The 24,399-nt window shown below is 69.8% G+C and carries 24 protein-coding genes; 12 read left to right on the top strand and 12 right to left on the bottom strand.

Annotated features, from left to right (window positions below; genetic code table 11):
* Both H7I41_RS02410 and H7I41_RS02405 read right to left on the bottom strand, forming a co-directional pair.
* The coding region (locus H7I41_RS02410) for a transglutaminase family protein (protein ID WP_264010961.1) at nucleotides 1-1,495 on the bottom strand (1,495 nt) is incomplete at its 3' end.
* A gap of 12 nt (nucleotides 1,496-1,507) precedes the next feature.
* Nucleotides 1,508-2,455 (bottom strand): DUF389 domain-containing protein, encoded by a 948-nt coding sequence (locus H7I41_RS02405; RefSeq protein ID WP_264010960.1) that lies wholly within the window; start codon nucleotides 2,453-2,455, stop codon nucleotides 1,508-1,510.
* A 41-nt stretch (nucleotides 2,456-2,496) separates the two neighbouring features.
* On the opposite strand from H7I41_RS02405, the gene H7I41_RS02400 reads away from it, so the two are divergent.
* Nucleotides 2,497-2,874 carry an MmcQ/YjbR family DNA-binding protein gene (locus H7I41_RS02400; RefSeq protein ID WP_264010959.1) on the top strand — a complete coding sequence of 126 codons (378 nt, stop codon included), beginning with the start codon at nucleotides 2,497-2,499 and terminating at the stop codon, nucleotides 2,872-2,874.
* Here the strand turns inward: H7I41_RS02400 and H7I41_RS02395 are convergent.
* On the bottom strand, nucleotides 2,871-3,710 hold the full coding sequence (locus tag H7I41_RS02395; protein ID WP_264010958.1) for an SDR family NAD(P)-dependent oxidoreductase: 840 nt from the start codon (nucleotides 3,708-3,710) through the stop codon (nucleotides 2,871-2,873). The two genes, H7I41_RS02400 and H7I41_RS02395, sit on opposite strands and share 4 nt — an antisense overlap.
* Nucleotides 3,711-3,747: 37 nt before the next feature.
* Here H7I41_RS02395 and H7I41_RS02390 point away from each other — a divergent pair, with 37 nt between their 5' ends.
* Entirely contained in the window at nucleotides 3,748-4,359 is a 612-nt protein-coding gene (locus H7I41_RS02390) for a TetR/AcrR family transcriptional regulator (protein WP_264010957.1), read from the top strand.
* Here H7I41_RS02390 and H7I41_RS02385 read toward each other — a convergent pair.
* Complete coding sequence (locus H7I41_RS02385) at nucleotides 4,356-4,829, bottom strand: winged helix-turn-helix transcriptional regulator (RefSeq protein WP_264010956.1); 474 nt, start codon at nucleotides 4,827-4,829, stop codon at nucleotides 4,356-4,358. The two genes, H7I41_RS02390 and H7I41_RS02385, sit on opposite strands and share 4 nt — an antisense overlap.
* A gap of 97 nt (nucleotides 4,830-4,926) precedes the next feature.
* Between H7I41_RS02385 and H7I41_RS02380 the strand changes: the two genes are divergently transcribed.
* The gene (locus H7I41_RS02380; protein WP_264010955.1) at nucleotides 4,927-6,111 is read left to right on the top strand and encodes a thiolase family protein; all 1,185 of its coding nucleotides are present in this window, start codon (nucleotides 4,927-4,929) and stop codon (nucleotides 6,109-6,111) included.
* Nucleotides 6,112-6,159: 48 nt separating this feature from the next.
* On the opposite strand, the gene H7I41_RS02375 is transcribed toward H7I41_RS02380, so the two are convergent.
* From H7I41_RS02375 to aspS, 3 genes are all read right to left on the bottom strand, one after another.
* Nucleotides 6,160-6,585 (bottom strand): nitroreductase family deazaflavin-dependent oxidoreductase, encoded by a 426-nt coding sequence (locus H7I41_RS02375; protein ID WP_264010964.1) that lies wholly within the window; start codon nucleotides 6,583-6,585, stop codon nucleotides 6,160-6,162.
* Between the two features lie 65 nt (nucleotides 6,586-6,650).
* Nucleotides 6,651-7,103: a nitroreductase family deazaflavin-dependent oxidoreductase gene (locus H7I41_RS02370; RefSeq protein WP_264010954.1), complete on the bottom strand. Its 453-nt coding sequence runs from the start codon at nucleotides 7,101-7,103 to the stop codon at nucleotides 6,651-6,653.
* Nucleotides 7,100-8,875 carry an aspartate--tRNA ligase gene (gene aspS, locus H7I41_RS02365; protein ID WP_264010953.1) on the bottom strand — a complete coding sequence of 592 codons (1,776 nt, stop codon included), beginning with the start codon at nucleotides 8,873-8,875 and terminating at the stop codon, nucleotides 7,100-7,102. Before aspS ends, H7I41_RS02370 begins: the two co-directional genes overlap by 4 nt.
* Before the next feature lie 76 nt (nucleotides 8,876-8,951).
* On the opposite strand from aspS, the gene H7I41_RS02360 reads away from it, so the two are divergent.
* Both H7I41_RS02360 and H7I41_RS02355 read left to right on the top strand, forming a co-directional pair.
* Nucleotides 8,952-9,839, top strand: coding sequence for an oxidoreductase (locus H7I41_RS02360; RefSeq protein WP_264010952.1), 888 nt, complete (start codon nucleotides 8,952-8,954; stop codon nucleotides 9,837-9,839).
* Nucleotides 9,840-9,858: 19 nt separating this feature from the next.
* Nucleotides 9,859-10,365, top strand: coding sequence for an SRPBCC family protein (locus H7I41_RS02355; protein ID WP_264010951.1), 507 nt, complete (start codon nucleotides 9,859-9,861; stop codon nucleotides 10,363-10,365).
* On the opposite strand, the gene H7I41_RS02350 is transcribed toward H7I41_RS02355, so the two are convergent.
* Complete coding sequence (locus H7I41_RS02350) at nucleotides 10,362-11,864, bottom strand: carboxylesterase/lipase family protein (protein ID WP_264010950.1); 1,503 nt, start codon at nucleotides 11,862-11,864, stop codon at nucleotides 10,362-10,364. The two genes, H7I41_RS02355 and H7I41_RS02350, sit on opposite strands and share 4 nt — an antisense overlap.
* A 73-nt stretch (nucleotides 11,865-11,937) precedes the next feature.
* On the opposite strand from H7I41_RS02350, the gene ypfJ reads away from it, so the two are divergent.
* Genes ypfJ through H7I41_RS02335 form a run of 3 tightly spaced genes read left to right on the top strand, consistent with a single transcriptional unit; the run spans nucleotide 11,938 to nucleotide 14,987 of the window.
* On the top strand, nucleotides 11,938-12,819 hold the full coding sequence (ypfJ, locus tag H7I41_RS02345) for a KPN_02809 family neutral zinc metallopeptidase (RefSeq protein WP_264010949.1): 882 nt from the start codon (nucleotides 11,938-11,940) through the stop codon (nucleotides 12,817-12,819).
* Nucleotides 12,812-14,458, top strand: coding sequence for a DUF885 domain-containing protein (locus H7I41_RS02340; RefSeq protein WP_264010948.1), 1,647 nt, complete (start codon nucleotides 12,812-12,814; stop codon nucleotides 14,456-14,458). Before ypfJ ends, H7I41_RS02340 begins: the two co-directional genes overlap by 8 nt.
* Nucleotides 14,451-14,987, top strand: coding sequence for a DinB family protein (locus H7I41_RS02335; RefSeq protein WP_264010947.1), 537 nt, complete (start codon nucleotides 14,451-14,453; stop codon nucleotides 14,985-14,987). Before H7I41_RS02340 ends, H7I41_RS02335 begins: the two co-directional genes overlap by 8 nt.
* A 14-nt stretch (nucleotides 14,988-15,001) precedes the next feature.
* On the opposite strand, the gene H7I41_RS02330 is transcribed toward H7I41_RS02335, so the two are convergent.
* Nucleotides 15,002-16,735: a glycoside hydrolase family 3 protein gene (locus H7I41_RS02330; protein WP_264010946.1), complete on the bottom strand. Its 1,734-nt coding sequence runs from the start codon at nucleotides 16,733-16,735 to the stop codon at nucleotides 15,002-15,004.
* A 40-nt stretch (nucleotides 16,736-16,775) separates the two neighbouring features.
* Nucleotides 16,776-17,666, bottom strand: coding sequence for an acyl-CoA thioesterase (locus H7I41_RS02325; protein ID WP_264010945.1), 891 nt, complete (start codon nucleotides 17,664-17,666; stop codon nucleotides 16,776-16,778).
* Between the two features lie 142 nt (nucleotides 17,667-17,808).
* On the opposite strand from H7I41_RS02325, the gene H7I41_RS02320 reads away from it, so the two are divergent.
* The 4 genes from H7I41_RS02320 (at nucleotide 17,809) to H7I41_RS02305 (ending at nucleotide 22,227) form a co-directional block, all read left to right on the top strand.
* Entirely contained in the window at nucleotides 17,809-18,438 is a 630-nt protein-coding gene (locus H7I41_RS02320; RefSeq protein WP_264010944.1) for a TetR/AcrR family transcriptional regulator, read from the top strand.
* 99 nt (nucleotides 18,439-18,537) lie between these two features.
* Nucleotides 18,538-19,767, top strand: a complete 1,230-nt coding sequence (locus H7I41_RS02315; protein ID WP_264010943.1) for an amidohydrolase family protein — start codon at nucleotides 18,538-18,540, stop codon at nucleotides 19,765-19,767.
* 55 nt (nucleotides 19,768-19,822) lie between these two features.
* Nucleotides 19,823-20,965 carry an acyl-CoA dehydrogenase family protein gene (locus H7I41_RS02310; protein ID WP_264010942.1) on the top strand — a complete coding sequence of 381 codons (1,143 nt, stop codon included), beginning with the start codon at nucleotides 19,823-19,825 and terminating at the stop codon, nucleotides 20,963-20,965.
* The gene (locus tag H7I41_RS02305) at nucleotides 20,962-22,227 is read left to right on the top strand and encodes an acyl-CoA dehydrogenase family protein (RefSeq protein ID WP_264010941.1); all 1,266 of its coding nucleotides are present in this window, start codon (nucleotides 20,962-20,964) and stop codon (nucleotides 22,225-22,227) included. Before H7I41_RS02310 ends, H7I41_RS02305 begins: the two co-directional genes overlap by 4 nt.
* Before the next feature lies 1 nt (nucleotide 22,228).
* Here H7I41_RS02305 and H7I41_RS02300 read toward each other — a convergent pair whose 3' ends face one another.
* Nucleotides 22,229-23,245 carry an Rv2578c family radical SAM protein gene (locus H7I41_RS02300; RefSeq protein WP_264010940.1) on the bottom strand — a complete coding sequence of 339 codons (1,017 nt, stop codon included), beginning with the start codon at nucleotides 23,243-23,245 and terminating at the stop codon, nucleotides 22,229-22,231.
* A gap of 31 nt (nucleotides 23,246-23,276) precedes the next feature.
* Entirely contained in the window at nucleotides 23,277-24,305 is a 1,029-nt protein-coding gene (locus H7I41_RS02295) for a LacI family DNA-binding transcriptional regulator (RefSeq protein ID WP_372503645.1), read from the bottom strand.
* Nucleotides 24,306-24,399: the final 94 nt, after the last annotated feature.

Raw genomic sequence — 24,399 nt, 5'->3', positions numbered from 1 at the left:
CCGCGCGTGCGCCGGCCGAGTCCGTGGCGAGGTCGTCGGCGGCCGCGACGGGTTCGCCGTCGGGCATCCGCACGGCGCGGGCGAGGCGGCTCAGCGGGTCCTCGAAGGCCGCGCGGACCTGGGTGGCGGGCAGGCCCAGACCGGCCGCAATCTCGCCGAGCAGCCGTTCACCGGCGTCGGGGGCGACCTCGACGTGGTCGGGTTCTTCGGGCCACGGGTCGGCCAGCAGCGCGTCGTCATGCCACAGCGGCTCGCCGTCGGTGCGCCACAACAGCCCGATCTGCCAGCGCGGCAACGGCTCTGAGGGATACCACTTGCCCTGGCTGCGCTGCACCAGACCGTGGGGTGCCCACACCTTCTTCAGCCGCGCCGCGAGCACCGAGGCGCGGCGGCGTTTGTCCGGCCCGTCCGCGGCGATCGTCCACTCCGGGTCGACCTGATTGTCGATCGACACGAAGGTGGGCTCGCCGCCGATGGTGAGGCGGACGTCCCGCTCGGCGAGTCGTTCGTCGACCCGGGCGCCCAGCGCGCTGATCGCGGCCCATGCCCCGTCGTCGTAGGGCTTCGTGACCCGCGGGTCCTCGTGCACGCGGGTGACGATGTTGGAGAAGTCGAGCGTGGTGTCGCAGGGTTCGGTGGCGCCGGTGATGGGCGCCGCGGACGCCGGGTGCGGCGTCGCCGACAGTGGGATGTGTCCTTCGCCGGCGAACAGACCCGAGGTGGGGTCCAGGCCGATCCAGCCGGCCCCGGGAATGTAGACCTCGGTCCAAGCGTGCAGATCGGTGAAATCGGCGGCAGGACCGGACGGTCCGTCGAGCGCCTTGACGTCGGACGTCAGCTGCACCAGGTAACCGGACACGAAGCGGGCGGCGAGGCCGAGCTGCCGCAGCACCGACACCAGCAGCCACGCCGAGTCGCGGCACGAGCCGATTCCGTTGCGCAGCGTGTGATCCGGGGTGTGCACGCCGGGCTCCAGGCGCACGCTGTAGCCGACGTCGGCATTGACCGCCCGGTTGATCGCGACGAGGAAGTTGATGATCGCCGTACCCGGGGCGACCGAGAAGTTCTGCGCCCAGTCGCGGGCCACCTCGCCGGGCCCGGATCCCTCACCGTCCTCGTCGACCGGCCGCAGATACGGTTCGAGGTCGTCGGCCAGCGCCCGGGGATAGGTGAATCCTTCTGCACCTGGCCAACTCTCGGCGTAGCTCTCGACGAAGAAGTCGAACGGATTGATCACCTTGAGGTCGGCGATCAGTCCCACGGTGATGGTCAGCTCCCGGCTACGGGTCGGGAAGACCAGTCGCGCAACATAATTGCCGAACGCGTCCTGCTGCCAGTTGACGAAGTGGTCGTCGGGCTGCACGCTCAGCGAGTAGGCCTCGATCGGCGTACGGGAGTGCGGCGCCGGGCGCAACCGCACCACGTGGGGGAACACCTCCACCAGTCGGTCGAACGTGTAGCTGGTGCGATGCTCCAGCGCCACCTTGATGCCCATCGGATGATCCCATCACACGGGATCGGCCTGCGCATGACGCGCGGCCGCGCGGCGGCGGTGCAGATGTTGGTGCAGCCAGAGCACCAGCATGCCCGCGACCACGATGCCGACCAGGTTCAGCAGCAGCTGCAGGGCCGATTTCGCGGCGACGTCCCACTCCCCGACCGTCGCCGCGACCACCGCGAAGCCCGCCGCGGGCACGGTCGTGACCGAGATGAACACCCCGACCAGTGCAGCCGACTTCGAGGACACCAGTGACAGCATCCCGGCCGCCCCGGCGAGCAGCGCCACCACCAGCGAGAGCGGTCCCACCCGGAAGATGTAGTCGACCTCCTGCAGCTGGCGGGTGGTCTCCAGCGGGATCCAGCCGACCGCCTCTCCCGCCAGCACGGCCGCGGCGGTGACGAGCATCGCCAGCGGGAATCCGACCGCCAGAGCGATCGACGCCCGGATCGCCATGTTGCGCCTGCGCCGGACGGCGGCCACGGCCAGCGCCGCGAGCGGTCCGAACTCGGGGCCGACCACCATGCCGCCGAGCAGGGTCACCGTGGAGTCGGTCACCACACCCACCGCGACGAGCAGACATGCCAGGCACAGGAAGGCCAGGAAGGTGACGTTGAGCCGCGATTCGTCGCGGGTGCGCTCGGCGAGTTCGTCCCAGACGATGGCGTCGGCCGGGTCGCCCTCGGCGTCCTTCTCGGCCTGATGGGCGGCGGTCGAGACCACGGTGTCGACGACGTCGAGCGTGATCGCACCGTCGCGCTGCACGCACAGGTCCTTGAGCCGGTCCACCACGTCGTTGGCGCACTCGCGGGCGATGTCGGCGGTGATCTCGTCCCCCGTCGGTTCGACGGCGGCGTCGACATGGATCACCACGTGGGTCGCGCCGGGCTCGCTGCGCAGCACCTCCAGGACAGCGTCCCGCCGCTCGGCCGGCGAGATCACCCGCAAATGCAGCACGGCGCTGAGACTAGCCATTTCTCGGGGCGCAGAATCACGAGATGGCCGATTGGGCGGAGGTGGCGCGGATCGCCGGCGGACTTCCGGAGACGACGGAAACGTCCCCGCGCACGTGGCGGGTGCGCAAGAAACTCGTCGTTTGGGAGCGCCCGTTGCGCAAGGCCGACGTCGAGGCGTTGGGCGACGCTGCCCCCGACGGGGAGATCCTCGGGGCGCGCGTCGCCGACGAGGGCGTGAAGTTCGCACTGATCGCCGATCGGCCGGCGGTGTTCTTCACCACGCCGCACTTCGACGGCTATCCGTCGGTGCTGGTGCGCCTGGCTGCGATCGACACGCCGGAGCTGACCGAACTCGTCACCGAGGCGTGGCTGGCGCAGGCGCCGCGAACACTGGTGAAGGCGTTCCTGGCAGACGGCTAGCGGTGGGTGCGCTGCTCGGCGACGCTGCGGAAGGGCGCCGCGAGGTCGAGCCGCATGGTCAACCGCTCGAAGAGGCGCGGTGCCGCCGTTGCCGCGAGGAGCGTCAGGCGAGGAGCCCCGGTCATCAGCAGGACCTCCGGTATATCTCGCTCGATCGCCGCCGTAACCGCTGCGCCCACCCGCGCAGCGGGCAGCGCCCGCATGGAACGCGGCGCCGCGACGCCGAATTCGTCGCGCATGGCGGCATACATCCCTTCACCCTCCATGAAGCCCGGGCAGATGGCCGACGCACTGACGCCCCACCCTCGGTCCTTCGCGGTCAGCCTCAACGACCGGGTGAATCCGACCAGACCGAATTTGGTGGCGTTGTACGGCTCTTCATATGCCGACGCCAGGAGGCCGGCGATCGAGGCGATGTTCACGATGTGGCCTCGCCTGCGTTCGCGCATGCCGGGCAGCACTGCGCGGGTCAGCAGCATCGGGGCGAGGAGATTGACGTCGGTCATCGTGGCGATGTCGTCAGGCGTGCGTTGATCGAACCGACGCGTCTGCTCGACGCCCGCGTTGTTCACCAGGACGTCGACGGGACCTCCGACGGCCTCGGCTCGTTCCACGACGCCTGCAACGTCGTCCCGGTCGGCCAGGTCGGCGGCGACCGTGCTCACCGCGACCGGCGCCGCCTCCCGTACCTCGGCCGCGACGGCGTCGAGTGCGACCTGGTCGCGAGCCGAGAGCAGCACGTCCATGCCGCGCGAGGCGAGGTGGAGAGCGATGAGTCGCCCGAGGCCGCGGGATGCGCCGGTGATCAACGCCGTGTCTCCGGGTCGGATCTGCATGCGCGTCTCCTCGCTGTGGGGCCTCTATAGTGACGCAATGTTCACTAACGCGCAGCCGCCGCGTCCGGTACGCCCCCGACGCGGGCGTGCGCCGGACACCCGGCTCCGGTTGGTGCAGGCCGCGGCCGAGGCCTTCAACACCTACGGGTACGCCGGAACGGACGTGCGCAGGATCGTGACCGTCGCCGGTTACGCGACCGGCACCTTCTACAAGCACTTCACGGACAAGGGCGCGGCCCTACTGGCCGCTTACGAGACGTGGGTCGTCGACGAGTGGGATGCCCTCGGCGCCGCCATCCTGTCGGAGGGCACCGCCGAGGACCGCGCCGAGCGCATCGTGTCGGTGAGTGCCGACCTGCACGCGCGGTGGCACGGCCTGCGCCAGGCGATGGCGAGCTACAAGATGACGAATACGGAGGCCGCCGAGACGTACCTGCGGCTGCAACGGCGCCAGGTCGCCATCCTCGGCCGGCTTCGCGACGAAATAAGCCCGGGCGCCGATCGGCCGCCCGAAGCCGACGTGCTACTCGTCATGCTCATCGAGCGTGCGGTGGAGGGCATGGCCGCCGGAGAACCGGCTGCCCTTGGGCTGTCGGAGTCGACGATGCGGGCCCTGCTCGTCGGCGCCGTCGCCGATGCGCTCCGCTAGTCCCGGCGGGTCAACGCGACCGCGAGTTCGTCGGCCGGCACGTCGTGGCCGTCGGCACAGCGCACCGCCACGGTCGCCTCGGCGCCGCAGCCGTCGTGCACCAACCGCACCCGCGAGCGATGCGGCAGATGCCGCCTGCCCCACTCGAACATCGACCAGACCACCGGCATGAAGTCGGTGCCGGCGTCGGTCAGCACGTACTCGTCGCGGCTGCGCTGGCCGGGCACCTGGTAGGGGCGGCGAGTGAGCAGGCCGGCGTCGACGAGTTCGGACAACCGTGCCGAGGTGGCGGCCTTGGTGATGCCGACCCGGCGGGAGAAATCGTCGAATCGCGTTGTGCCGTAGTAGGCCTCGCGCATGATCAGCATCGCCGACTTGGTGCCGAGCAACGCCATCGTCTTTTCGATCGGGCACTCGCCCACCGCAGACCAGGCGTCGCGATCGGCGAGCGGCCCCTGCAGCACTGCCATGGAATCAAACCCCATCCCTGAGTTGTTCTAACTATACCCAGGTGGTATATCTGGGTCCACATCAGAATACTCAGCGCTGAGCATCAGGAGGCAATTCATGACTGGATTCGCAGGACGGGACGCCGTCATCGTCGGAGCCGTCCGCACCCCGGTAGGCAAGGGCAAGGCCAGTGGCGCCCTGCACGACGTACTTCCCGTCGACCTGCTCGCGCACAGTCTCAAGGAACTGATCGCCCGCACCGGCGTGGACCCCGCCGAGATCGACGACGTGATCGCAGGCGCCGTGACGCAGGTGGGCGACCAGGCGGTCAACATCGCCCGCAACGCGGTCCTCGGCGCCGGCCTCCCCGAGACCGTGCCGGGGACCACCATCGACCGGCAGTGCGGCAGCAGCCAGCAGGCCATCCACTTCGCCGCCCAGGGCGTCATCTCCGGCGCCTACGACATCGTCGTCGCGGCCGGTGTCGAGTCGATGTCACGCGCCCCGATGGGTTCCAGCGTGCTGCCCGGCAGCGATCCGTTCGGCGTCGGCTTCGCCGCGCGCTACCCCGAGGGCCTGGTCCCCCAGGGCATCAGCGCGGAACTGATCGCCGCCAAGTGGGGGCTCTCGCGCACCGAACTCGACGAGTTCTCCGCAGGCAGCCACGAGAAGGCCGCGACCGCCACCAAGGAGGGCCGCTTCGACGCCGAACTGGCGCCGATCGCTGGGCTGAGCACCGACGAGATCATCCGTCCGGGCACCACGGTGGAGACACTGGCCGGCCTCAAGCCCGCGTTCTACAACCCGGCGTACGAGGCACGGTTCCCGCAGATCGGGTGGTCGATCACGCCGGGCAACTCCTCACCGCTGTCCGACGGCAGCGCCGCGGTGCTGATCACCACCACCGAGGCGGCCAATCGGCTGGGTCTGCGGCCGCTGGCGCGCATCCACTCGATGACGGTGGTGGGATCCGATCCGCTGTACATGCTCACCGGCGTCATCCCCGCCACCGAGAAGGTGCTGGCGCGCGCCGGTCTGACGCTCGCTGACATCGACCTGTTCGAGGTGAACGAGGCGTTCGCCCCGGTGGTACTGGCATGGGCGCGCGACACCGGCGCCGACCTGTCGAAGACCAACGTCAACGGCGGCGCCATCGCGATCGGGCATCCGCTCGGGGCCAGCGGCGCCCGGATCATGACCACGATGGTCAACGCGCTGGAGCAACGCGGCGGCCGGTACGCCCTGCAGACCATGTGTGAGGGCGGCGGCATGGCCAACGCGACGATCATCGAGCGGTTGTAGCGATTTCGGCGCGGTTTCGTTCCCCGAGCGAACGAAACCGCGCCCGAATCACGCCCGGACGAGCTCGAAGAGCGGGATGACGCGGTCCGTCTTCGACTGGTACTCACCGAACTGTGGAGCGAGTTCGACGACGCGGGGGTACAGCGCGTTGCGCTCGTCCAGCGGCAACTCGTGGGCGTCGGCGTCGAAGGCCTCGGTGCCGATTTCGACATGCACTCTCGGATTGGCCCGCAGGTTGTGCACCCAGGCGGGCGCCTTCGGTGCGCCACCGAAGGAACCGGCGATCAGGATCCGGTCGTCGATGGGGAAGTACACCAACGGCGACACCCGCGGCTTCCCGGACTTGGCGCCGACGTTGGTCATCAGCACGATGTCGGAGCCGGCGAACGGACCGCCGACCTTGCCGCCGTTGGCCCGGAACTCCTCGACCACCTTGCGATTGACGTCGTCGAGCACGTTGCGGTCGGACGCCATCTTGTCTGCGTCGAAATCGTTGTCGAATTCAGTCACGACACAAGTCGACCGCGGCGAGGGGGAATCTATTCCCGCCGCGTCAGCTCGAACAGCGGGATGGCCCGATCGGTCTTGGCCTGGTATTCGGCGAACACCGGCGCCAGCTCGACGATCTTCGGGTACGTCGCGTCGCGCTCGTCGGCGGGCAACTCGCGCACGTCGACGTCGTAACTCTCGGTGCCCACCTCGATGTGGGCCCGGGGGTGTGCCCGCAGGTTGTGCACCCACGCCGGGTCTTTGGGCGCGCCGGCGTAGGAGCCGACGATCAGCATCCTGCCGTCGACGGTCAGGTAGGCCAGCGGCGACAGCCGGGGCTTGCCACTCTTGGCGCCGGTGGTGTGCAGCAACAGCAGGGTGCCGCCCTCGAAGGGGCCGCCGACCTTGCCGCCGTTGGCGCGGAACTCCTCGACGATGGCCTTGTTGAAGTCGTCGAGCGCCGCGGTGTCCGCGACGAGCTTGTCCTTGTCGATGTCGCTCATGGTTGATCAGACTTCTTGGGCTTGGCGTCTATTCCCGACTCCCTGCGCTGCTGCGCGGTGATCGGCGCCGGCGCCCCCGTGAGCGGGTCGGCGCCGCCGCCGGACTTCGGGAACGCGATCACCTCGCGGATCGAGTCCGTGCCGGCGAGCAGCGCCGTGATGCGGTCCCAGCCGAAGGCGATCCCGCCGTGCGGCGGCGCACCGAAGGTGAACGCCTCCAACAGGAAGCCGAACTTCTCCTGCGCCTCGTCGTGGTCGATGCCCATCATCGCGAACACCCGCTCCTGGATGTCGCGGCGGTGGATACGGATCGACCCGCCGCCGATCTCGTTGCCGTTGCAGACGATGTCGTAGGCGTTGGCCAGGGCGGCGCCCGGATCGGTGTCGAAGATCGCCTCCGACTCGGGCTTGGGCGCCGTGAACGCATGGTGCACGGCCGTCCACGCCCCGGACCCGACCGCGACATCGCCCGCGGCCGTTGCCTCTTCGGCCATCTCGAACAGCGGCCAGTCCACCACCCAGGTGAAGGCCCAGGCGGTCGGATCGATCATGTCGAGCCGCTTGGCGATCTCGATGCGCGCGGCGCCGAGCAGTGCGCGCGCCGAGCGGGCGGTACCGGCGGCGAAGAACACGCAGTCACCTGGTGCGGCGCCGACGTGGGCGGCCAGGCCGTCGCGCTCGGCGTCGGTGAGGTTCTTGGCAACCGGGCCGCCGAGCGTGCCGTCCTCGCCGACCAGCACGTAGGCCAGCCCCTTGGCGCCGCGCTGCTTGGCCCACTCCTGCCAGCCGTCGAGCGTCCGCCGTGGCTGCGAGGCGCCGCCCGGCATCACCACCGCACCGACGTAGGGCGACTGGAAGACGCGGAACGGCGTCTCGGCGAAGTACTCGGTGCACTCGACGAGTTCCAGGTCGAAGCGCAGGTCGGGCTTGTCGGAGCCGAAGCGGCGCATCGCGTCGTCGTAGGTGATCCGCGGCAGCGGCAGCGGCAGGTCGTAGCCGATCAACGCCCACAGCGCGCGCAGCACCTGCTCGGAGATCGCGATGACGTCCTCGGCGTCGACGAAGCTCATCTCCATGTCGAGCTGGGTGAACTCCGGCTGCCGGTCGGCCCGGAAGTCCTCGTCGCGGTAACAGCGGGCGATCTGGTAGTAGCGCTCCATGCCCGCCACCATCAGCAGCTGCTTGAACAGCTGCGGGCTCTGCGGCAGCGCGTAGAACGAGCCGGGCTGCAGCCGGGCAGGCACCAGGAAGTCGCGCGCCCCCTCCGGCGTCGACCGCGTCATCGTCGGCGTCTCGATCTCGACGAAGTCGTGCTCGGCGAGCACCGCGCGGGCGGCGGCGTTGACCCGCGACCGCAACCGGATCGCCTGGCCCGGCCCCTCACGGCGCAGGTCGAGGTAGCGGTACCGCAGCCGGGCCTCCTCCCCGGCGACCTCGTCGAGCTGGAACGGCAGCGGTGCGCTCTCGCTCAGCACGGTGAGCGAGGTGGCGTTCACCTCGATCTCACCGGTCGCGATCTCGGCGTTCGCGTTGCCCTCGGGCCGGGTCTCCACCACGCCCTCGACGGCGACGCAGAACTCGGCCCGTAGCCGGTGGGCTGCCTCGAGCACCCCCGCCTCGCGGAAGACCACCTGGGTCACCCCCGACGCGTCGCGCAGATCGATGAAGATGACGCCGCCGTGGTCGCGCCGGCGCGCCACCCAGCCGGCCAGCGTCACCGTCTCACCGGTGTCGGCGGGCCGCAACGAACCGGCGGCATGACTGCGCAGCACGAAATCTCCTGGGGGTTGCCTGACAAGACGACCGCCACAGTGTAGTGGTGGCACCCGCGTCGGTAGCTTGGCGCGTATGGGCACACGCGTCGCGGTCATCGGTCCCGGGGCCATCGGCGCCACCGTCGCCGCCTACCTGCACGCCGCCGGCCAGCCGGTGCTGCTGTGCGGCCGCAGCGCCCGTGACGGCGTCGAGGTGCGCCGCGACGACCGGGACCCGATCGTCGTGCCCGGGCCGGTGCACACCGATCCCACCGCCGTCGAGGCGGCGGTCGACGTCGTGCTGCTGGCCGTCAAGGACACCCAGAACGAACAGGCCGGCCAGTGGCTGGCCCGGCTGGCCGACGAGAACACCGTGGTCTGCGCGCTGCAGAACGGGGTCGAGCAGACCGAGCGGGTGGGCAGGTACTGCCCGGCGGCGACGGTGGTGCCCGCCGCGGTGTGGATCTCGGCGGAGGTGCAGGCGAAGGGCTGGGTCCGGCTGCGCACCGACGCGCGGCTCGTGCTGCCCGACACCCCGGCGGCCGGGACACTCGCCGACCTGCTGCGGCCCACCGGGATGACCGTGGAGCTCGAACCGGACTTCATCTCCGCCGCCTGGCACAAGCTGCTGATGAACGCCGTCATCGGGTTGATGGTGCTCACGGGCCGGCGGACCGGGATGTTCCGCCGCGACGATGTCGACGCGCTGGCGCGGCGCTACCTCGCCGAGTGCCTCGCGGTGGCACGTGCGGACGGCGCCACCCTCGGCGACGGCGTGGCCGACGAGATCCTCGGGATGCTGCGGCAGTCGCCGCCCGACATCACCACCTCGATGCTGACCGACCGTGAGGCACACCGGCCGCTGGAGTGGGATATCCGCAACGGCGTGATCGCCCGCAAGGCGGCCGGCTACGGAGTGGCGACGCCGGTCAGCGACGTGCTGGTGCCCCTGCTCGCAGCGGCCAGCGACGGTCCCGGCTAGACACCGTGCCCTAGGGTGTATGCCCATGTTCCCCTGCGAGCGCGTCCCCCTCACGTTCGTCGACTCGGCGCCGTATCGCTTCGTCAGCACCGTCGACCTCGCGATCACCCCGGAGCAGGTGTTCGAGGTGCTCGCCGACGAGACGTCGTGGCCGCAGTGGGCGACGGTGATCACCAAGGTGACGTGGACCAGCCCCGAACCGCGCGCCGTGGGCACCACCCGTCGGGTGGAGATGCGGGGCGGCATCGTCGGCGACGAGGAGTTCCTGGCCTGGACGCCGTTCAGTCATATGGCGTTCCGGTTCAACGAGGCCTCGACCCGCAGCATCGCCGGGTTCGCCGAGGACTACCGCGTTGTCCCGACGCCCACCGGCAGCCACCTCACCTGGGTGATGGCCATGAAGCCGAACGGTGTCGCGGCGCGGGTGGGCATGACGCTCGGCAAGCCCGTCATGGGTTGGCTGTTCCAGCGCTTCCTGCACAACCTGCGCCGCTACACCGACGAGCGGTATCCGACCGCCGCCTAGTACATCCCGTCCCAGGCCTTGCGGCGGACCTCGTCGGGGTCGTCGACCGACACGTCGCGGGCGGACCGGATCACCCGCGTGCGGCGCTGCTCGGCGTCGTAGCGCGGCCAGTCCTCGCGCCACACCTGCCCCGGCGCCCAGCCGCGGGTGGCGAAGTCCAGCCAGGTGCTCTGCATCCGCCGTCCCACCGCCGGCTGCACCCGCCTGCCCAGCGGATGGATCTTGCGGCCCAGGTAGGAGGCGTAGCTGTGCTGGATGTGCACGATCTCGCTGCCGTGCGTGGCGCCGAGGCCCAGTGCCCGCAGCGTCCAGGTGGTGTGGTCGAAGCGGTAGACGTAGGTGGGCGCATGCGCGCTGTAGGCGTCGGCGAACGCCCACGTCGGCGCACCGAACATGACGTCGGAGCCGAACGCGATCAATGCGCGGCGGCGGGGGAACTCCGGGTATGCGGCCAGCAGCCGGTCGCGCACCTCGGCCGGCTGCCGGCGCAGGTAGGCCTCGACGCCGGCCGTCGTCGTGGGCAGCATCGGCGGTTTGCCCCAGGCGAACATCGACGCCTCGTGGCTGTTCGTGCCGATGATCAAGGGCACCGGGGCGACGGCGCCGGCCCGGGCCGCGTCGATCGGGTGCTGCGGCAGCAGGTCGACACCGTGGGTGAGCCCGTAGGCGAGCGTGGGGCTCTCGGCCGCGCTCTCCAGCTGCAGCTGACCGGCCGCGCGGCGTAACTGCCGCTGCGGCAGGGTCTTCAGCGAAGCCGGGCCGGTGCCGACCAGCTGCAGGAACCGCTCGGACCGGCGCGCCCTGATCTCCCGGTCGGCGATGAGCGGCAGTGCCGGGCTCTGCGCGATCGCACGGCTGAACAACCCGCGGGCGGCCGGGCTGGCCAGCAGGGCGAGCACCGACGTCGCACCCGCGGATTCGCCGAACACCGTCACGTGGTCCGGGTCGCCTCCGAACGCGGCGATGTTGTCACGGACCCAGCGCAGTGCTGCGATCTGGTCGCGCAGGCACAGATTGTCGTCGAGGCCGTGGCCCAGGTCGCCCAGCTCGAAGCCGCCGAAGACGCCCAGTCGGTAGGTCACGTTCACCACGACGACGTTGCCGTTGGCGGCCAGCCGCGACCCGTTGTAGAGCTGAAGCTGGCCGGCGCCGTAGACGAACGCGCCGCCCGGGATCCAGACCATCACCGGCAGCGCGGCCCCGGGGAGCGAAGCCGGGGACCACACCGTCAGGGTCAGGCACGCCTCGTCGCGGATCTTCGGGTCGTCGCGGCCGCCGCCGACGAATGACCGGCCCTGCGGCGGCAGCGGTCCGTGCTCCACCGCATCGCGCACCCCGGTCCACGGCCGCGGCGGCAGCGGCGCGGTGAACCTGCGCTCGCCGACCGGCTGGCGGGCGTACTCGATCCCGCGCCACACCGCGACGCCACCCTCGGTGGAGCCGCGCAGCCGGCCGAGCGTCGTGTGCGCGACGGTGGGCACTTCGGCGACGACGGACACGCCTGAATCGTAGTGTGGCAAGCTGAACGCGGCGTATCGCCGAGCGTCACGGCCAGTACAGATGGGGTGTGCGATGACCTTCAACGAAGGTATGCAGATCGACACGAGCACCACATCCACCGGCGGAGGGGGTCGCGGCCCGGGCCGCGGCATCGCGGTCGGTGGCGGTGGGCTCGGCCTGATCGTGCTCGTCGTTGCGCTGTTCCTCGGCGTCGACCCGAGCACGGTGATGCCGGAGCAGGGCGCACCCGGTGCCGAGGCGGAGGGCTTCGACACGAGCCAGTGCCGCACCGGCGCCGACGCCAACCGCATCGCCGAGTGCCGGGTGATCGCGACCGCCAACTCCCTCGACGGCATCTGGCCGCAGCTGCTGCCGGACTACACCCGGCCGCGCGTGAAGCTGTTCACCGGGCAGGTCAACACCGCCTGCGGAGCCGCGTCCAGCGAGGTCGGCCCGTTCTACTGCCCCGGTGACCAGACGGCGTACTTCGACGTCGGGTTCTTCGACGTGCTGAAAGACCAGTTCGGTTCCAGCGGTGGACCGTTGGCGCAGGAATACGTCGTCGCCCACGAGTTCGGCCACCATGTCCAGCAGCTGCAGGGTTCGCTGGTGCGCGCCCAACAGGATCCCGAGGGCCCGACGGGCGGCGGAGTGCGCACCGAACTGCAGGCCGACTGCTACGCCGGCGTGTGGGCGCACTACGCCGCGATCACCAAGCAGCCGGGCACCGATGTGACGTACCTGCAGCCGCTGACCGACAAGGACATCGCCGACGCGCTGTCCGCCGCGTCGGCCGTCGGCGACGACCGTATCCAGGAGGCCGCCACCGGGCGGGTCAACCCCGAGGCGTGGACGCACGGTTCGTCCGAGCAGCGGCAGAAGTGGTTCACCGAGGGCTACCGGACCGGCGATCCGGCGTCCTGCGACACCTTCGCCGCCACCGACCTTGGGTAGGGCGGCCACGGCCGTCGACACAGTCGCGGAACGCTACCTGGACACCGTCGCGGCGCTCGATCCCTGCGCCGCAACGGAAATGGGCATCGTCGGGCACGACGACGACATCACCGACTACTCCCCCGACGGCGTGACCGCCCGCGCCGAGGCCGCCCGCGCCGCGCTGCGCGAGCTCGACGGGGTGACACCGGTCGACGAGACCGACCGGGTGACCGTTGCCGCCATGCGGGAGCGCCTCGGCGTGCTGATCGACCTGAACGACGCGGGGCTCGACCTCGGCGAGCTCAACGTGATCGCCTCGCCGCTGCAGTCCATGCGCGACGTGTTCGACCTGATGGCCACCGACACCGAGGACGACTGGGTACTGATCGCCCGGCGCCTCGCCCGGCTGCCCGACCGGGTGGCCGGTTACGCGCAGGCCCTGCGCACCGCCGCCGAGAGCGGCCGCGCGCCCGCGGTGCGCCAGGTGGCGCGAGGCATCGAACAGGCCGCGGGGATCCAGCACCTGCTGGTCGACATGGTCGCGGCCGCCGCGCCGCAGAGCGCCGCGCTGCACGAGGACCTGCAGCAGGCGGCCGCCAACGCCGCGAACGCCTACCACGAACTGGCCAGGGTGCTCGGCGACGACATCGCCCCGCAGGCCCACCAGGAGGACGCGGTCGGCCGCGACCGGTACCGGCTGTGGGCGCGGTCCTTCCTCGGCGCGGCCGTCGACTTCGACGAGACCTACGAGTGGGGCCTTGCGCTGCTCGACGACATTGTGGCCGAACAGAAGTCGATCGCCGACCGGCTCTACCCCGGGTCGTCGGTCGCCGGCGCGCTTCGGCAGCTCGAACACGAGCCGCGGTACGTGGTCCACGGCACCGACGCGCTGCAGGCGTGGATGCAGGACCTCTCCGACCGGGCGGTCGAGTCGCTGGCGGGCACCCATTTCGAGATCGACCCGGCGCTGCGCAACCTTGAGTGCCGGATCGCACCGACGCACACCGGTGGCATCTACTACACCGGGCCCTCGGAGGACCTGAGCCGGCCCGGCCGGATGTGGTGGTCCGTCCCGCACGGGGTGGACGTGTTCCACACCTGGCAGGAGACGACGACCGTCTTCCACGAGGGCGTGCCGGGGCATCACCTGCAGATCGGTCGCGCGGTGGTGCTGGCCGACAGGCTCAACCGCTGGCGCAGGCTGGGCTGCTGGGTCTCGGGCCACGGCGAGGGGTGGGCGCTCTACGCCGAACGGCTGATGGCCGAACTCGGCTGGCTCGACGACGACGGCAACCGGATGGGCATGCTCGACGCGCAACGGTTCCGCGCCGCGCGCGTCGTCATCGACATCGGTGTGCACTGCGAAATGACCGCACCCGACGGCGGTACCTGGGACGCCGAGCGGGCGTGGAACTTTCTGCAGTCCCACAGCGCGATGGCCGAGGAGAACCTGCGCTTCGAACTCGACCGCTACCTGGGCTGGCCCGGACAGGCGCCGTCGTACGCGATAGGTCAACGGATCTGGCAGCAACTGCGCGACACCACGTTGGGCAGCGGTGTTGCCCTCAAGGAATTCCACCGGCGCGCACTCGATCTCGGCGGTCTGCCGCTGGACGTGCTCAGCGCGGCGGTGTCAGGCGACTTCGCCGATGGCTGACGGCGCACTCGAACCCGACACCAAGGACTGGACCTGGGTGCTGTCGCAGCCCTGCCCGGAATGCGGGTTCGACGCCGGCGCCGTCTCGCATCTCGACGTCGCCGACCGCATCCGCTCGGACGCCGACGACTGGCTGCGCCGGCTGGGTGCGGCCGACGCGGCGATCCGGCGCAGACCCGCGGTGTGGTCCACCCTCGAGTACGGCTGTCACGTGCGCGACGTCCACCGGATCTTCCACACCCGCGTGCAGGCGATGCTCACCCAGACCGAGCCGCTGTTCCCGAACTGGGATCAGGACCAGACCGCGCGCGACGACGACTACGCCGCGCAGAGCCCGGCCGTGGTGGCCGGTGAACTGTTCGACGCCGCGATCACCGTCGCCGACACCTACGCCGCGGTTCCGCCGGACGCCTGGTTGCGCCGCGGACTGCGCAGCAACGGAAGCGAATTCACCGTCGCCTCCATCGCCGTCTACCATCTGCACGACGTCGTGCACCACGCGTACGACGTCGACGTCGCGGGACGCTGAGGTCGGCCGCCGTCTCACCGATACCGAAGGCCGTGGCCGAACCGGAACACCGGGTCGGCGGTGTCGAAGGCGACGTCCGACCGGCTCGCCGCGACCGCGGCGTCCGAATGCGGCAGGTCGAACGGCAGTGATCCGCGGGGCGCCGACTCACCGAACAGCACCTCGACCAGCGCGTCGGCGGCGACACCGAAGTTCGCGATGATCGCACCCGCCGAATCGACGATCGGCGTCAGCACGGCGGGCCGCTCCAGATAGACGTCGATGATGGTGGGCACGGCGGCGCACACGTCGCCGACCTCCTGCAGCACCTCGGCGGTGAACTCCAGTGAGCCGTGGTGGAACATCGCCGCTATGCCTGGGGCGGCCTCGTACGGCGTGGCCAGCCGCAGCAGCGCGACGTCGGCCTGCTTCGGATCGTCGACCAGGGCGGCGCGGCCCGCGACGTCGTCGGGCGACAACTCCGGGGCATAGAGCCGGATGCCGGGTGGCAACGGCAGCAACGGGTTCGCCGCCGTGCCGTTGGTGAGCAGGGTCAGCGCGTCCTGCTGCGCACGGCGCCCGGCGGCGGCGAAGTCAGCACGCCCGACCGTGACTGCGGCGTGTTCGGGATCGACGAACGGCTCGTCGAAGAGGCCGAGCGCGAACTTGACCCGCAGTAGCCGGCGCGCCGATTCGTCGATGCGGGCCTCGCTGACACGGCCGTCGGCGACGAGGTCGAGCAGGACGTCGGTGCAGTGCTCGCCGCCGAACTGGTCGACGCCGGCGTCGAGCACCTTCAACATCCGCTCGTGCCGGTCGAGATGCTCGACGCCCCACGCCCGTGCCGTGCCGAGGTCGCCGAGTCCGGGGTTTTCGGTGATCAGTCCCCAGTCGGTGCACACCACACCGTCGAACCCGAGTTCCTCCCGCAGCACACCGGTGATCACCGACCGGTTGAATCCGAATCCGACTTCCTCCCAGTCGGTTCCGACCGGCATACCGTAGTAGGGCATCACCTCGGCCGCGCCGGCCGCCAGCGCAGACCGGAACGGCCGCAGGTGGTACTCCCTCACTCCGCCGGGGTAGACCTGTTCCCGGCCCCACGCGAAGTGCGGGTCGTTGCCGTCGCGCTGCGGCCCGCCGCCGGGGAAGTGCTTGATCATCGCGGCCACCGACGCGGCGCTCAACGAATCACCCTGCAGTCCTTCCAAATACGCAGCGCCGAGCCGTGACGTCAGGTCGGCGTCCTCGCCGAACGTCGCGTTGATCCGCGGCCAGCGGGCCTCGGTGGCCAGGTCGATCTGCGGGTGCAGGGCGATCCGCAGCCCCACCGCGAGGTACTCCTGCCGGACGATGTCGGCGAACTCGCGCACCCGGTCCGCCGACCCGATTGCCGCCAGCCCCAGGGGTTCCGGCCAACAGGAGTACGCCCCGGCCATCATCTGGGCGAGCGGGTTGTCGGTGAAGTGGTGCCGGGGGTCGGTCGAGAATGTCACCGGTATCGGATGCGGCCGCTGCAACGCCCGGCGTTGCACACCATTGGCCCAGTCGGCGAAGTCGCGACCGTCCGGGCTGGGGCCCAGCAGGTTGAAATGCGTCAGGCCCAGGTCGAGCAGGGTCTGCAGGGACGGCAAGGGCAGGCCCTCGAAGCCGTCGCCCTGGTCGCCGATGACGGCCATGGTGTGGAACATCAGAGCGACCTTCTCGCCGATCGGCAGCCGGGCGAGCAGGGCTTCGACGCGGTGTTCGAGGTCTGGTCCGCCAGTCACCGAATCCAGCGTGCCGGAAGTCCGGCAGTGGTGCCAGCGGCTACAGCCGGGAGTGCTCGGCGATGCCGGTATCGGTGGTCCGCAGCGGGCGGATCAGCGCGTCCTGGCTGAAGGAGGCCAGCAGTTCGCCGGCTTCGGTGTGCACGGCCCCGCGGACGTAGGACATGCCCGCGCCCACCTGGGTGCTCTCATGGGAGTACAGCAGCCACCCGTCCCAGCGCACCGGCTCGTGGAAGCTGACGGTGGCGGTCATCGGCGCGGTGGACACCGTCAGGTGCGCCTGCGCGGTGCCGATCCCCTCGTGGGCCCGCATGGTCGTCGAAATGCCAAGGTGGCCGGTGAAATACGCGAGGAGCGCCTTGGCCAGCTCGTCACGGCCGGGCACCGGATCGTAGTGCAGCCAGGCGTAGAGCTCCGGCGGGCCGACCTCGTCGGGGCTGTTGACGTCCACCACGTCGACAAGCCGCACCTGCCGGCCGGTCATCGGCATCGAGGATTCGTTCGCGTCGCCGGGGCCCGCCACCTCGGGACGCGGCAGGTGGTGGCGGATGACGTCGCCCGAGGGCACGTCGGTGAACACCGTCACCGTGATGGCGCGCTTGCCGTTCTGCGACGCCGACACCACGGCGGTCGCCGTCGACCGGCCTTCGGCCACCACGTCGATCTCGAGCTCCACCGGCGGGCCGACGAGCACGGCACGGGCGAAGACTGCGTGCACCGAACGCACCGACTTCTCCGGGAAGCGCTTGGCCGCAGCCACGATCGCGGCGCCGAGGATCTGCGTGCCCTCCACCACCTGGCGTTCGTCGACTCCGGCGATGCCGGTCTGCACGGTGAAGCGGTTGTCCCCGGCCGGTTCGGCGTCGAACAGATCGAGCAGCATCCCGATCGTCCACTGCGCCTGCGCGGAGTCCGTCGATTCCGTCGTCATAGGTCCTGACCCCTCGTTCAAATCGTTTCTCGTCGGTGCGCGGCGGTCTTCTGCGAGGAACACAGTAACCGGAAGGCGCACGAGCCTCTACAAAAGCGGTAACGTCATTCTCGCAGCTGCAGCCGGACGGGAAGGTGCTCCCATGGCGAACGCGAACGGCAGGGCGGTGACCCCGGGCCGGGTCGATTCCGAAGCGCGCGCCGCGCGGTTCATGAAGTCGGCGCTGACCATCCTGGGCGAGACGGGCCGCACCGACTTCACGGTGCTTGAGGTGGTGGAACGGTCCAAGACCTCACTGCGGTCGTTCTACCAGCACTTCTCCACCAAAGACGAACTCCTGCTGGCGCTCATCGAGCGAATCATGGCGGAGTCGACACAGCACTGGCGCGCCCAGACCGACGGCCTTGGCGGTGTCGAAGCCCTTCGCGTGCTGATCGACCGGATCTGCACCCCGGCGGAGAGCAGCACCCAGGACCGGGTGAACCGCGGCCTGACGTTCTACAACGACCATCTCTCCGAGAGCCTGCCGCAGGACTACGCCCGCGTGCTGGCGCCGCTGCACCGGCTGATCGGCGACATCATCGGCCGCGGGATCGCCGAGGGCACGTTCCGCGACGACATCGACGTCGACAGCACCGCGGCCCTGATCATGCAGAACGTGCTGGGCGCCATGCGACTGCGGGTGCTGGGCGCCGAACTGAACGGCGTACCGATCGAGGGCGGACACATCTTCGAGTTCTGCTCACGCAGCCTGGTCGCACACCCCGGATGAGCCACCCGAGGGCGTTACACCTGAGGCCGGTTTCGTCACCTGCACGAAAGTGGTAACTTCATTACCACTTGCAGCCAACAAGACTTCCAGGAGGCGGACATGCCCTCACGCGATCTGTCATATCCCGTGTTCGACGCCGACAACCACTTCTACGAACCGCAGGAAGCGCTGACACAGTTCCTGCCGGACAAGCGCAAAGGCGTGATCGACTACATCGACGTCAAGGGCCGCACCAAGATCGTCGTGCGCAACCACATCAGCGACTACATCCCGAACCCCACGTTCGAGGTGGTCGCCAAGCCCGGCGCCCAGGAGGAGTACTTCCGGCACGGCAGCGGCGGCAAGAGCTTCCGCGAGATCATGGGCAAGCCGATGAAGGCCATCCCCGCGTTCCGCAACCCCGAGGCCCGCCTCGAGGTGCTCGACGGCCTCGGCCTGGACTACACGATCATGTTCCCGACGCTGGCCAGCCTCGTCGAGGAGCGGCTCAAGGACGACCCGGACGCGATCCTCGACATCATCCACGCGCTCAACCAGTGGATGTACGAGACGTGGCAGTTCAACTACGAGGACCGGATCTTCTCCACGCCGGTCATCAACCTGAGCGTCGTCGACCGGGCGCTCGAGGAACTCGAGTGGTGTCTGGAGCGCGGCGCCAAGACTGTCCTGGTGCGCCCGGCCCCGGTGCCCGGCTACCGCGGCACCCGGTCGATGGGCCTGCCCGAGTTCGACCCGTTCTGGGACGCCTGCGTCAAGGCCGGCATCCCGGTCTGCATGCACGCCTCCGACAGCGGCTACGCGGAGTACCTGAACGACTGGGAACCCGCCGACGAGTACCTGCCGTTCAAGCCGACCGCATTCCGCATGGTCTCGATGGGCAAACGGCCCATCGAGGACACCATGGCGGCGCTGGTCTGCCACGGCGCACTGACCCGCAACCCCGATCTGCGCATCCTCTCCGTCGAGAACGGCGCGTCGTGGGTGCCGTACCTGTTCAAGCAGTTCAAGGACGTCTACTCGAAGATGCCGCAGGAGTTCCCCGAGGACCCGATCCAGGCGTTCCGGCGCGGGGTGTACGTGGCCCCGTTCTGGGAGGACGACTTCAAGGAGATGGCCGACCTGATCGGCATCGATCGGGTGATCTTCGGCTCGGACTGGCCGCACCCCGAGGGCCTTGCCGACCCGATCAACCTGGTCGGCGACCTCGAGCAGATGGGCCTCGACGAGGAGGGCATTCGGAAGGTCATGGGCGGCAACCTCGTCGACCTGTTCAAGGTGCCGAACAAGAAGGTATTCAAGCCCGACGTGCCCGCGCTCGTCATCGCTTGACCTGTGCGCTGAGCACCACCACCCTCCCACCCCGCGTTAAGGCTGAACGGATCTCATGACCGAAGTGGCAAGTCCAGAACAGATGCTGTTCGCCTCGACCGCGCAGGCCTTCCTGGAGAAGGAGGCGTCGCTGACCCGGGTCCGGGAACTGCACGCCGAGGGCTCCTCCTTCGACCCGGGGTGGTGGCGGCGCGCGGCCGAACTCGGCTGGACCAGCCTGCTGGTCCCCGAGGAACTCGGCGGCGGAAGCGTGTCGGGCAACGGCGTCGAAGATCTCGCGCTGGTCGCCGAACAGATCGGCCGCACCGTCGCCCCGGGACCGCTGCATCCGGTCAGCACGGTGCTCGCCGGGCTGGTCGACGCGTCCGACTCCGAACGGCACGCCGAGCTGATCGAGGCGCTGGTCTCCGGTGAGACCGTCGCGTCGTGGGCGGTCTGCGAGCCCGGTAGCTCCTGGAATCCGTTGCACGCCAATGCGACCGCGACGCCGACCGACGGCGGTTACCGCATCGACGGGGTCAAGGACCGGGTGGAGGCGGGCGCCCAGAGCGCGGTGCTGCTCGTCACGGCGCGCGTCGGCGACGACCTGCGGCAGTTCCTCGTACCGACCGATGCGGCCGGTGTCTCGATCACCGAGCAGCGTTCGGTCGACCTGGTGAAGCGCTACGCACGGGTCGAGTTCGACGGCGTCGTCGTCGACGAGTCGGCGGCCGTTGGGACGACGGCCGACACCGCAGCGCTGATCGGCCGGCAGGCTCAGGTCGCCCAGATCCTGCAGTGCGCCGAGGTGGTCGGAATCCTTGACACCGTGGTGGGTTTCACCATCCAGTGGGCCTTCGATCGGCATTCCTTCGGCCGGCCGCTGGCGTCCTACCAGGCGCTCAAGCACCGTTTCGCGGACCTGAAGATCTGGCTCGAGGCCTGCCGCGCAGCCACCCGCGCCGCCGTGACGGCGGTGGCGGACCGCTCCCCCGGCGCGGCGTTCGCCGTCAGCGTCGCGAAATCCTATGTCGGAGAGCACGCCGCACCGATGATCCAGCACGCCGTCCAGCTGCACGGCGGCATCGGCGTCACCTGGGAGCACGATCTGCACCTGTACCTGCGCCGCGCGACGCTGTACCGGTCGATGCTCGGTACGCCCGAAGACCACAACCTGCGCGTGTACGCGCTGTCCGAGGAACTGGAGTCCGCGTCATGACCGAGACCGCATCGCAGGATCAGGCGGCTCCGGCGGCAGGCGAGTCCGTCGAGGACTTCAAGGCCAGGGCGAAGGCGTGGCTGGCCGAGAACATGCCCCGCATCGACCCGGCGAACCCGCCGGACTCCGACCGCGGCGAGGAGGCCCCGTGGCTGCGGGCCCGGGAACTCCAGAAGAAGCTGCACGCAGGCGGATTCGCCGGCATCTGCTTCCCCCGTGAGTACGGCGGCCTGGGCTACCCGATCGCCTATCAGCGGGCGTTCGACGCGGTGTCCAAGGACTATGAGCTGCCGATCATCCTCAACACACCGACGTTCACCATCTGCGCGGCGACGATCCTGGACACCGGTACCGAAGAGCAGAAGAGCGAGCACATCGCCGCGGCCATCCGCGGTGACGAGATCCTGGTGCAGCTGCTGTCCGAACCGAGCGGCGGATCCGACCTCGCCGGGGTGATCACCCGGGCCGACCGCAAGGGCGACACCTGGGTGATCAACGGCGCCAAGACGTGGAGCACCAGCGCCTTCGCCGCCGACTACGGCCTGCTGCTGGCCCGCACCGACTGGAACGTGCCCAAACACGAAGGGCTGACGATGTTCATGGTGCCGCTCGACGCACCGGGCATCACGATGCGGCGTATCAAGCAGGTCGACGGTGGTGACGAGTTCTGCGAGGAATTCTTCGACAACCTCGAACTCGGCGACGACGCGGTGGTCGGCGAGGTGAACGAGGGCTGGGAGGTCGCCTCCCGGCAGCTCTACCACGAGCGGCGCGCGGTGGGCGGTGGCTCGGAGTTCGCCAGCGGCATCGGCCCGGAGGGTGTGACCGATCAGCCGGTCGACTACCGGGCACTGCTGGCGGAGACCGGCCAGGCCGACAGCGAACGCGCTCGCGAGATGGCCGGCCGGGCGCTGGTGCGGCGTGCGGTGCAGGAGCAGCTGATCGACCACGTCTACCACGGTGTGCTGGACGGGTCGCTGCCACCGGCCGCCGGGTCGATCATCCGGATCACCCACGCCGAGTCGATCCAGTTCGAGATCGACACGGCGGTGGCGCTTTCCGGCGCGGCGGGCGTGGTCGACGCGGGCGACCGGCTGATCCGCTACGGCGACCGCTATCTGTCGCGGCAGACCGCCTCGCTGGGCGGTGGGACCACCGAGATCGCCCGCAACATCATCGGCGAACGGGTGCTCGGCTTCCCCCGGGAACAGGCCGCCGACCGCGGTGTGCCGTTCAAGGACGTCAAGCGCAACAAGGTCTGACCTAGAACAGCGTTGCCTGCACCGGCTGCGTCGCCGCGACCGGGGGAACGATCTCCGGCGTCGTGACCCGTCGGTTCCTGGCCAGACCGTGACGGGCGATCAGCGGCGCCGCGCGGTCGTGCAGCGACCGGCGGTAGTCCTCGGGCAGATACGCACCACGGCGGTACAACTCGCGGTAGCGCGCGACCAGATGCGGGTGTGAGCGCGCCAGCCACGACATGAACCAGCCGCGGGTGGAACCGCGCAGGTGCAGCCCGAACACCGTGACGCTGTCGGCGCCCGCGGCGGCGATCTGCCCGAGCAGTCCGTCGAGGTGCTCGGTGGAGTCGGTCAGATGCGGCAGCACCGGCGCCACCATCACATGGCACGGCAGCCCGGCGTCGCGGATCGCGGCGATGAGACCGAGCCGGGCCTGCGGCGAGGGCGTTCCCGGTTCGACGTCGCGGTGCAGGTCCGGGTCGCCGACCGCGAGCGACACCGCGACGCTCACCGGCACCCGCCGCGCCGCCTCGGCCAGTTGGGGCAGGTCGCGCCGGAGCAGTGTCCCCTTGGTGAGGATGGACATCGGTGTCCCCGAATCGGTCAGCGCGGCAATGATTCCCGGCATGAGTTCATAGCGGCCCTCGGCTCGCTGGTAGGGGTCGGTGTTGGTGCCCAGCGCCACCGTGTCCCTGGTCCACGACGGCCTGCGCAGCTCGCGGCGCAGCACGTCGACGACGTTGGTCTTGACCACCACCTGGGAGTCGAAGTCGACGCCGTTGTCGAAGTCGAGGTACTCGTGGGTGGGGCGGGCGAAACAGTACCGGCAGGCGTGCGAACAGCCGCGGTAGCCGTTGACCGTGTACTGGAACGGCAGCATCGAGGAGTTCGGCACCTTGTTCAGCGCCGACTTGCACAGCACCTCGTGGAAGGTGATGCCGTCGAACTGCGGCGTGCGGACGCTTCGGACGAAGCCGATGCGCTGCAGGCCCGGCAGCGCTCCGTCATCGACGCCGACACCCTGCCCGTCCCACCTCACCTCTTCATTCGAACTTGTGTTCGATCAGATGTCAAGGTGGCTCGCACGTCGACTCCCGCACAACGAGGACGGGCGTCGTCCGGCGCTGAGCCGGAGGCCGCCCCGCGAGTGAGTCCGCCAGCAGCTGCACCGCATCGCGCCCCATGTCGAAGGCGTGCGACTCGATCGAGGTAAGCGGGACGTGCAGCTCGGCGGTGAGCGCGATGTTGTTGAAGCCGATCAGCGACACGTCCCGGCCGACCCGCAACCCGTGGTTGCGAATGGCGCCGGCCGCGCCGATCGCAGCGAAGTCGTTCACCGCGAACAGCGCCGTCGGCGGCGAGGGACCGTCGAGCATCCGATCCGCCGCGAAATGACCGCCCTGGCTGTCCAGTCCCGAGTACACGATGTTCTCCGGTAGCACTTCGAAGCCCGCCTCCCGGAAGCACTCGACGAATCCGGCCGGCCGGTCGATACCGGTGCTCGCGTGCGCGAGCCCTGCGATCACCCCGACCCTGCGGTGGCCGAGGTCGAGCAGGTGCTGCGCAGCCAGCCGGCCGCCGAGCCAGTTGTCGCAAGTCGCCGCCGGATAGTCCGCGACGCTGCGATTGACCAGCACGAACGGAACCTCCCTGCGGGTCAGCTCTTCGAGAACCGAATGGTCATCAGCACGCGCGTCACCGAGGATGAGTCCGTCGACGCGGCGGTCCAGCATCATTTCGATCCGCTGACGCTGGCCGGTGGGTTCATCCTGCGTGTTCGCCACGAACGCCGTCAGACCTTGCTGCGCCGCAGCCGATTCGATGCCCTCGTACACCGTCGCCAGCACGACGTCGCTCAACCGCGGCACCAGGACACCGATCAGGTTCGTCCGGCGCGTACGCAGACTCGCGGCGTGCGGATTGGGCCGGTAGTTCACCTCCGCCGCACGCTCGCGGATTCGCTCGGCGGTGGCACCCGAGGCGGCACGCTCGCCCTGCCGCATGCCGTTGAGCACCCGCGCCACCGTCGACACGTGCAGGCCCAGGTCGTCGGCGATCGACTGCAGTGTCGCTTGTCTTGGCTTAGCCACTCCCGCCATCCCCGTTTGCTGTGTCGGACCCGTCTGACCACCCCTTGACAGTGGCGCACATCTGGGAGCAGTATAGCCCGAACGTTCGGCCCGAACGTTCGGG

This window comes from [Mycobacterium] manitobense, assembly GCF_025821665.1.
Classification (GTDB): domain Bacteria; phylum Actinomycetota; class Actinomycetes; order Mycobacteriales; family Mycobacteriaceae; genus Mycobacterium; species Mycobacterium arseniciresistens.
This window is presented reverse-complemented; position numbering and strand designations above follow the sequence as displayed.

Bases quoted from the DNA above. Each gene is read 5' to 3' on its own strand.
- H7I41_RS02390 (WP_264010957.1), top strand. From the start codon at position 3,748: ATGTTCACTAACGCGCAGCCGCCGCGTCCGGTACGCCCCCGACGCGGG.
- H7I41_RS02380 (WP_264010955.1), top strand. From the start codon at position 4,927: ATGACTGGATTCGCAGGACGGGACGCCGTCATCGTCGGAGCCGTCCGC.
- H7I41_RS02320 (WP_264010944.1), top strand. From the start codon at position 17,809: ATGGCGAACGCGAACGGCAGGGCGGTGACCCCGGGCCGGGTCGATTCC.
- ypfJ (WP_264010949.1), top strand. From the start codon at position 11,938: ATGACCTTCAACGAAGGTATGCAGATCGACACGAGCACCACATCCACC.
- H7I41_RS02375 (WP_264010964.1), bottom strand. From the start codon at position 6,585: ATGGCGTCCGACCGCAACGTGCTCGACGACGTCAATCGCAAGGTGGTC.
- H7I41_RS02325 (WP_264010945.1), bottom strand. From the start codon at position 17,666: ATGACGACGGAATCGACGGACTCCGCGCAGGCGCAGTGGACGATCGGG.
- H7I41_RS02295 (WP_372503645.1), bottom strand. From the start codon at position 24,305: ATGGCGGGAGTGGCTAAGCCAAGACAAGCGACACTGCAGTCGATCGCC.
- H7I41_RS02335 (WP_264010947.1), top strand. From the start codon at position 14,451: ATGGCTGACGGCGCACTCGAACCCGACACCAAGGACTGGACCTGGGTG.
- H7I41_RS02400 (WP_264010959.1), top strand. From the start codon at position 2,497: ATGGCCGATTGGGCGGAGGTGGCGCGGATCGCCGGCGGACTTCCGGAG.
- H7I41_RS02310 (WP_264010942.1), top strand. From the start codon at position 19,823: ATGACCGAAGTGGCAAGTCCAGAACAGATGCTGTTCGCCTCGACCGCG.
- H7I41_RS02305 (WP_264010941.1), top strand. From the start codon at position 20,962: ATGACCGAGACCGCATCGCAGGATCAGGCGGCTCCGGCGGCAGGCGAG.
- H7I41_RS02395 (WP_264010958.1), bottom strand. From the start codon at position 3,710: ATGCAGATCCGACCCGGAGACACGGCGTTGATCACCGGCGCATCCCGC.
- H7I41_RS02385 (WP_264010956.1), bottom strand. From the start codon at position 4,829: ATGGCAGTGCTGCAGGGGCCGCTCGCCGATCGCGACGCCTGGTCTGCG.
- H7I41_RS02315 (WP_264010943.1), top strand. From the start codon at position 18,538: ATGCCCTCACGCGATCTGTCATATCCCGTGTTCGACGCCGACAACCAC.
- H7I41_RS02355 (WP_264010951.1), top strand. From the start codon at position 9,859: ATGCCCATGTTCCCCTGCGAGCGCGTCCCCCTCACGTTCGTCGACTCG.
- H7I41_RS02360 (WP_264010952.1), top strand. From the start codon at position 8,952: ATGGGCACACGCGTCGCGGTCATCGGTCCCGGGGCCATCGGCGCCACC.
- H7I41_RS02370 (WP_264010954.1), bottom strand. From the start codon at position 7,103: ATGAGCGACATCGACAAGGACAAGCTCGTCGCGGACACCGCGGCGCTC.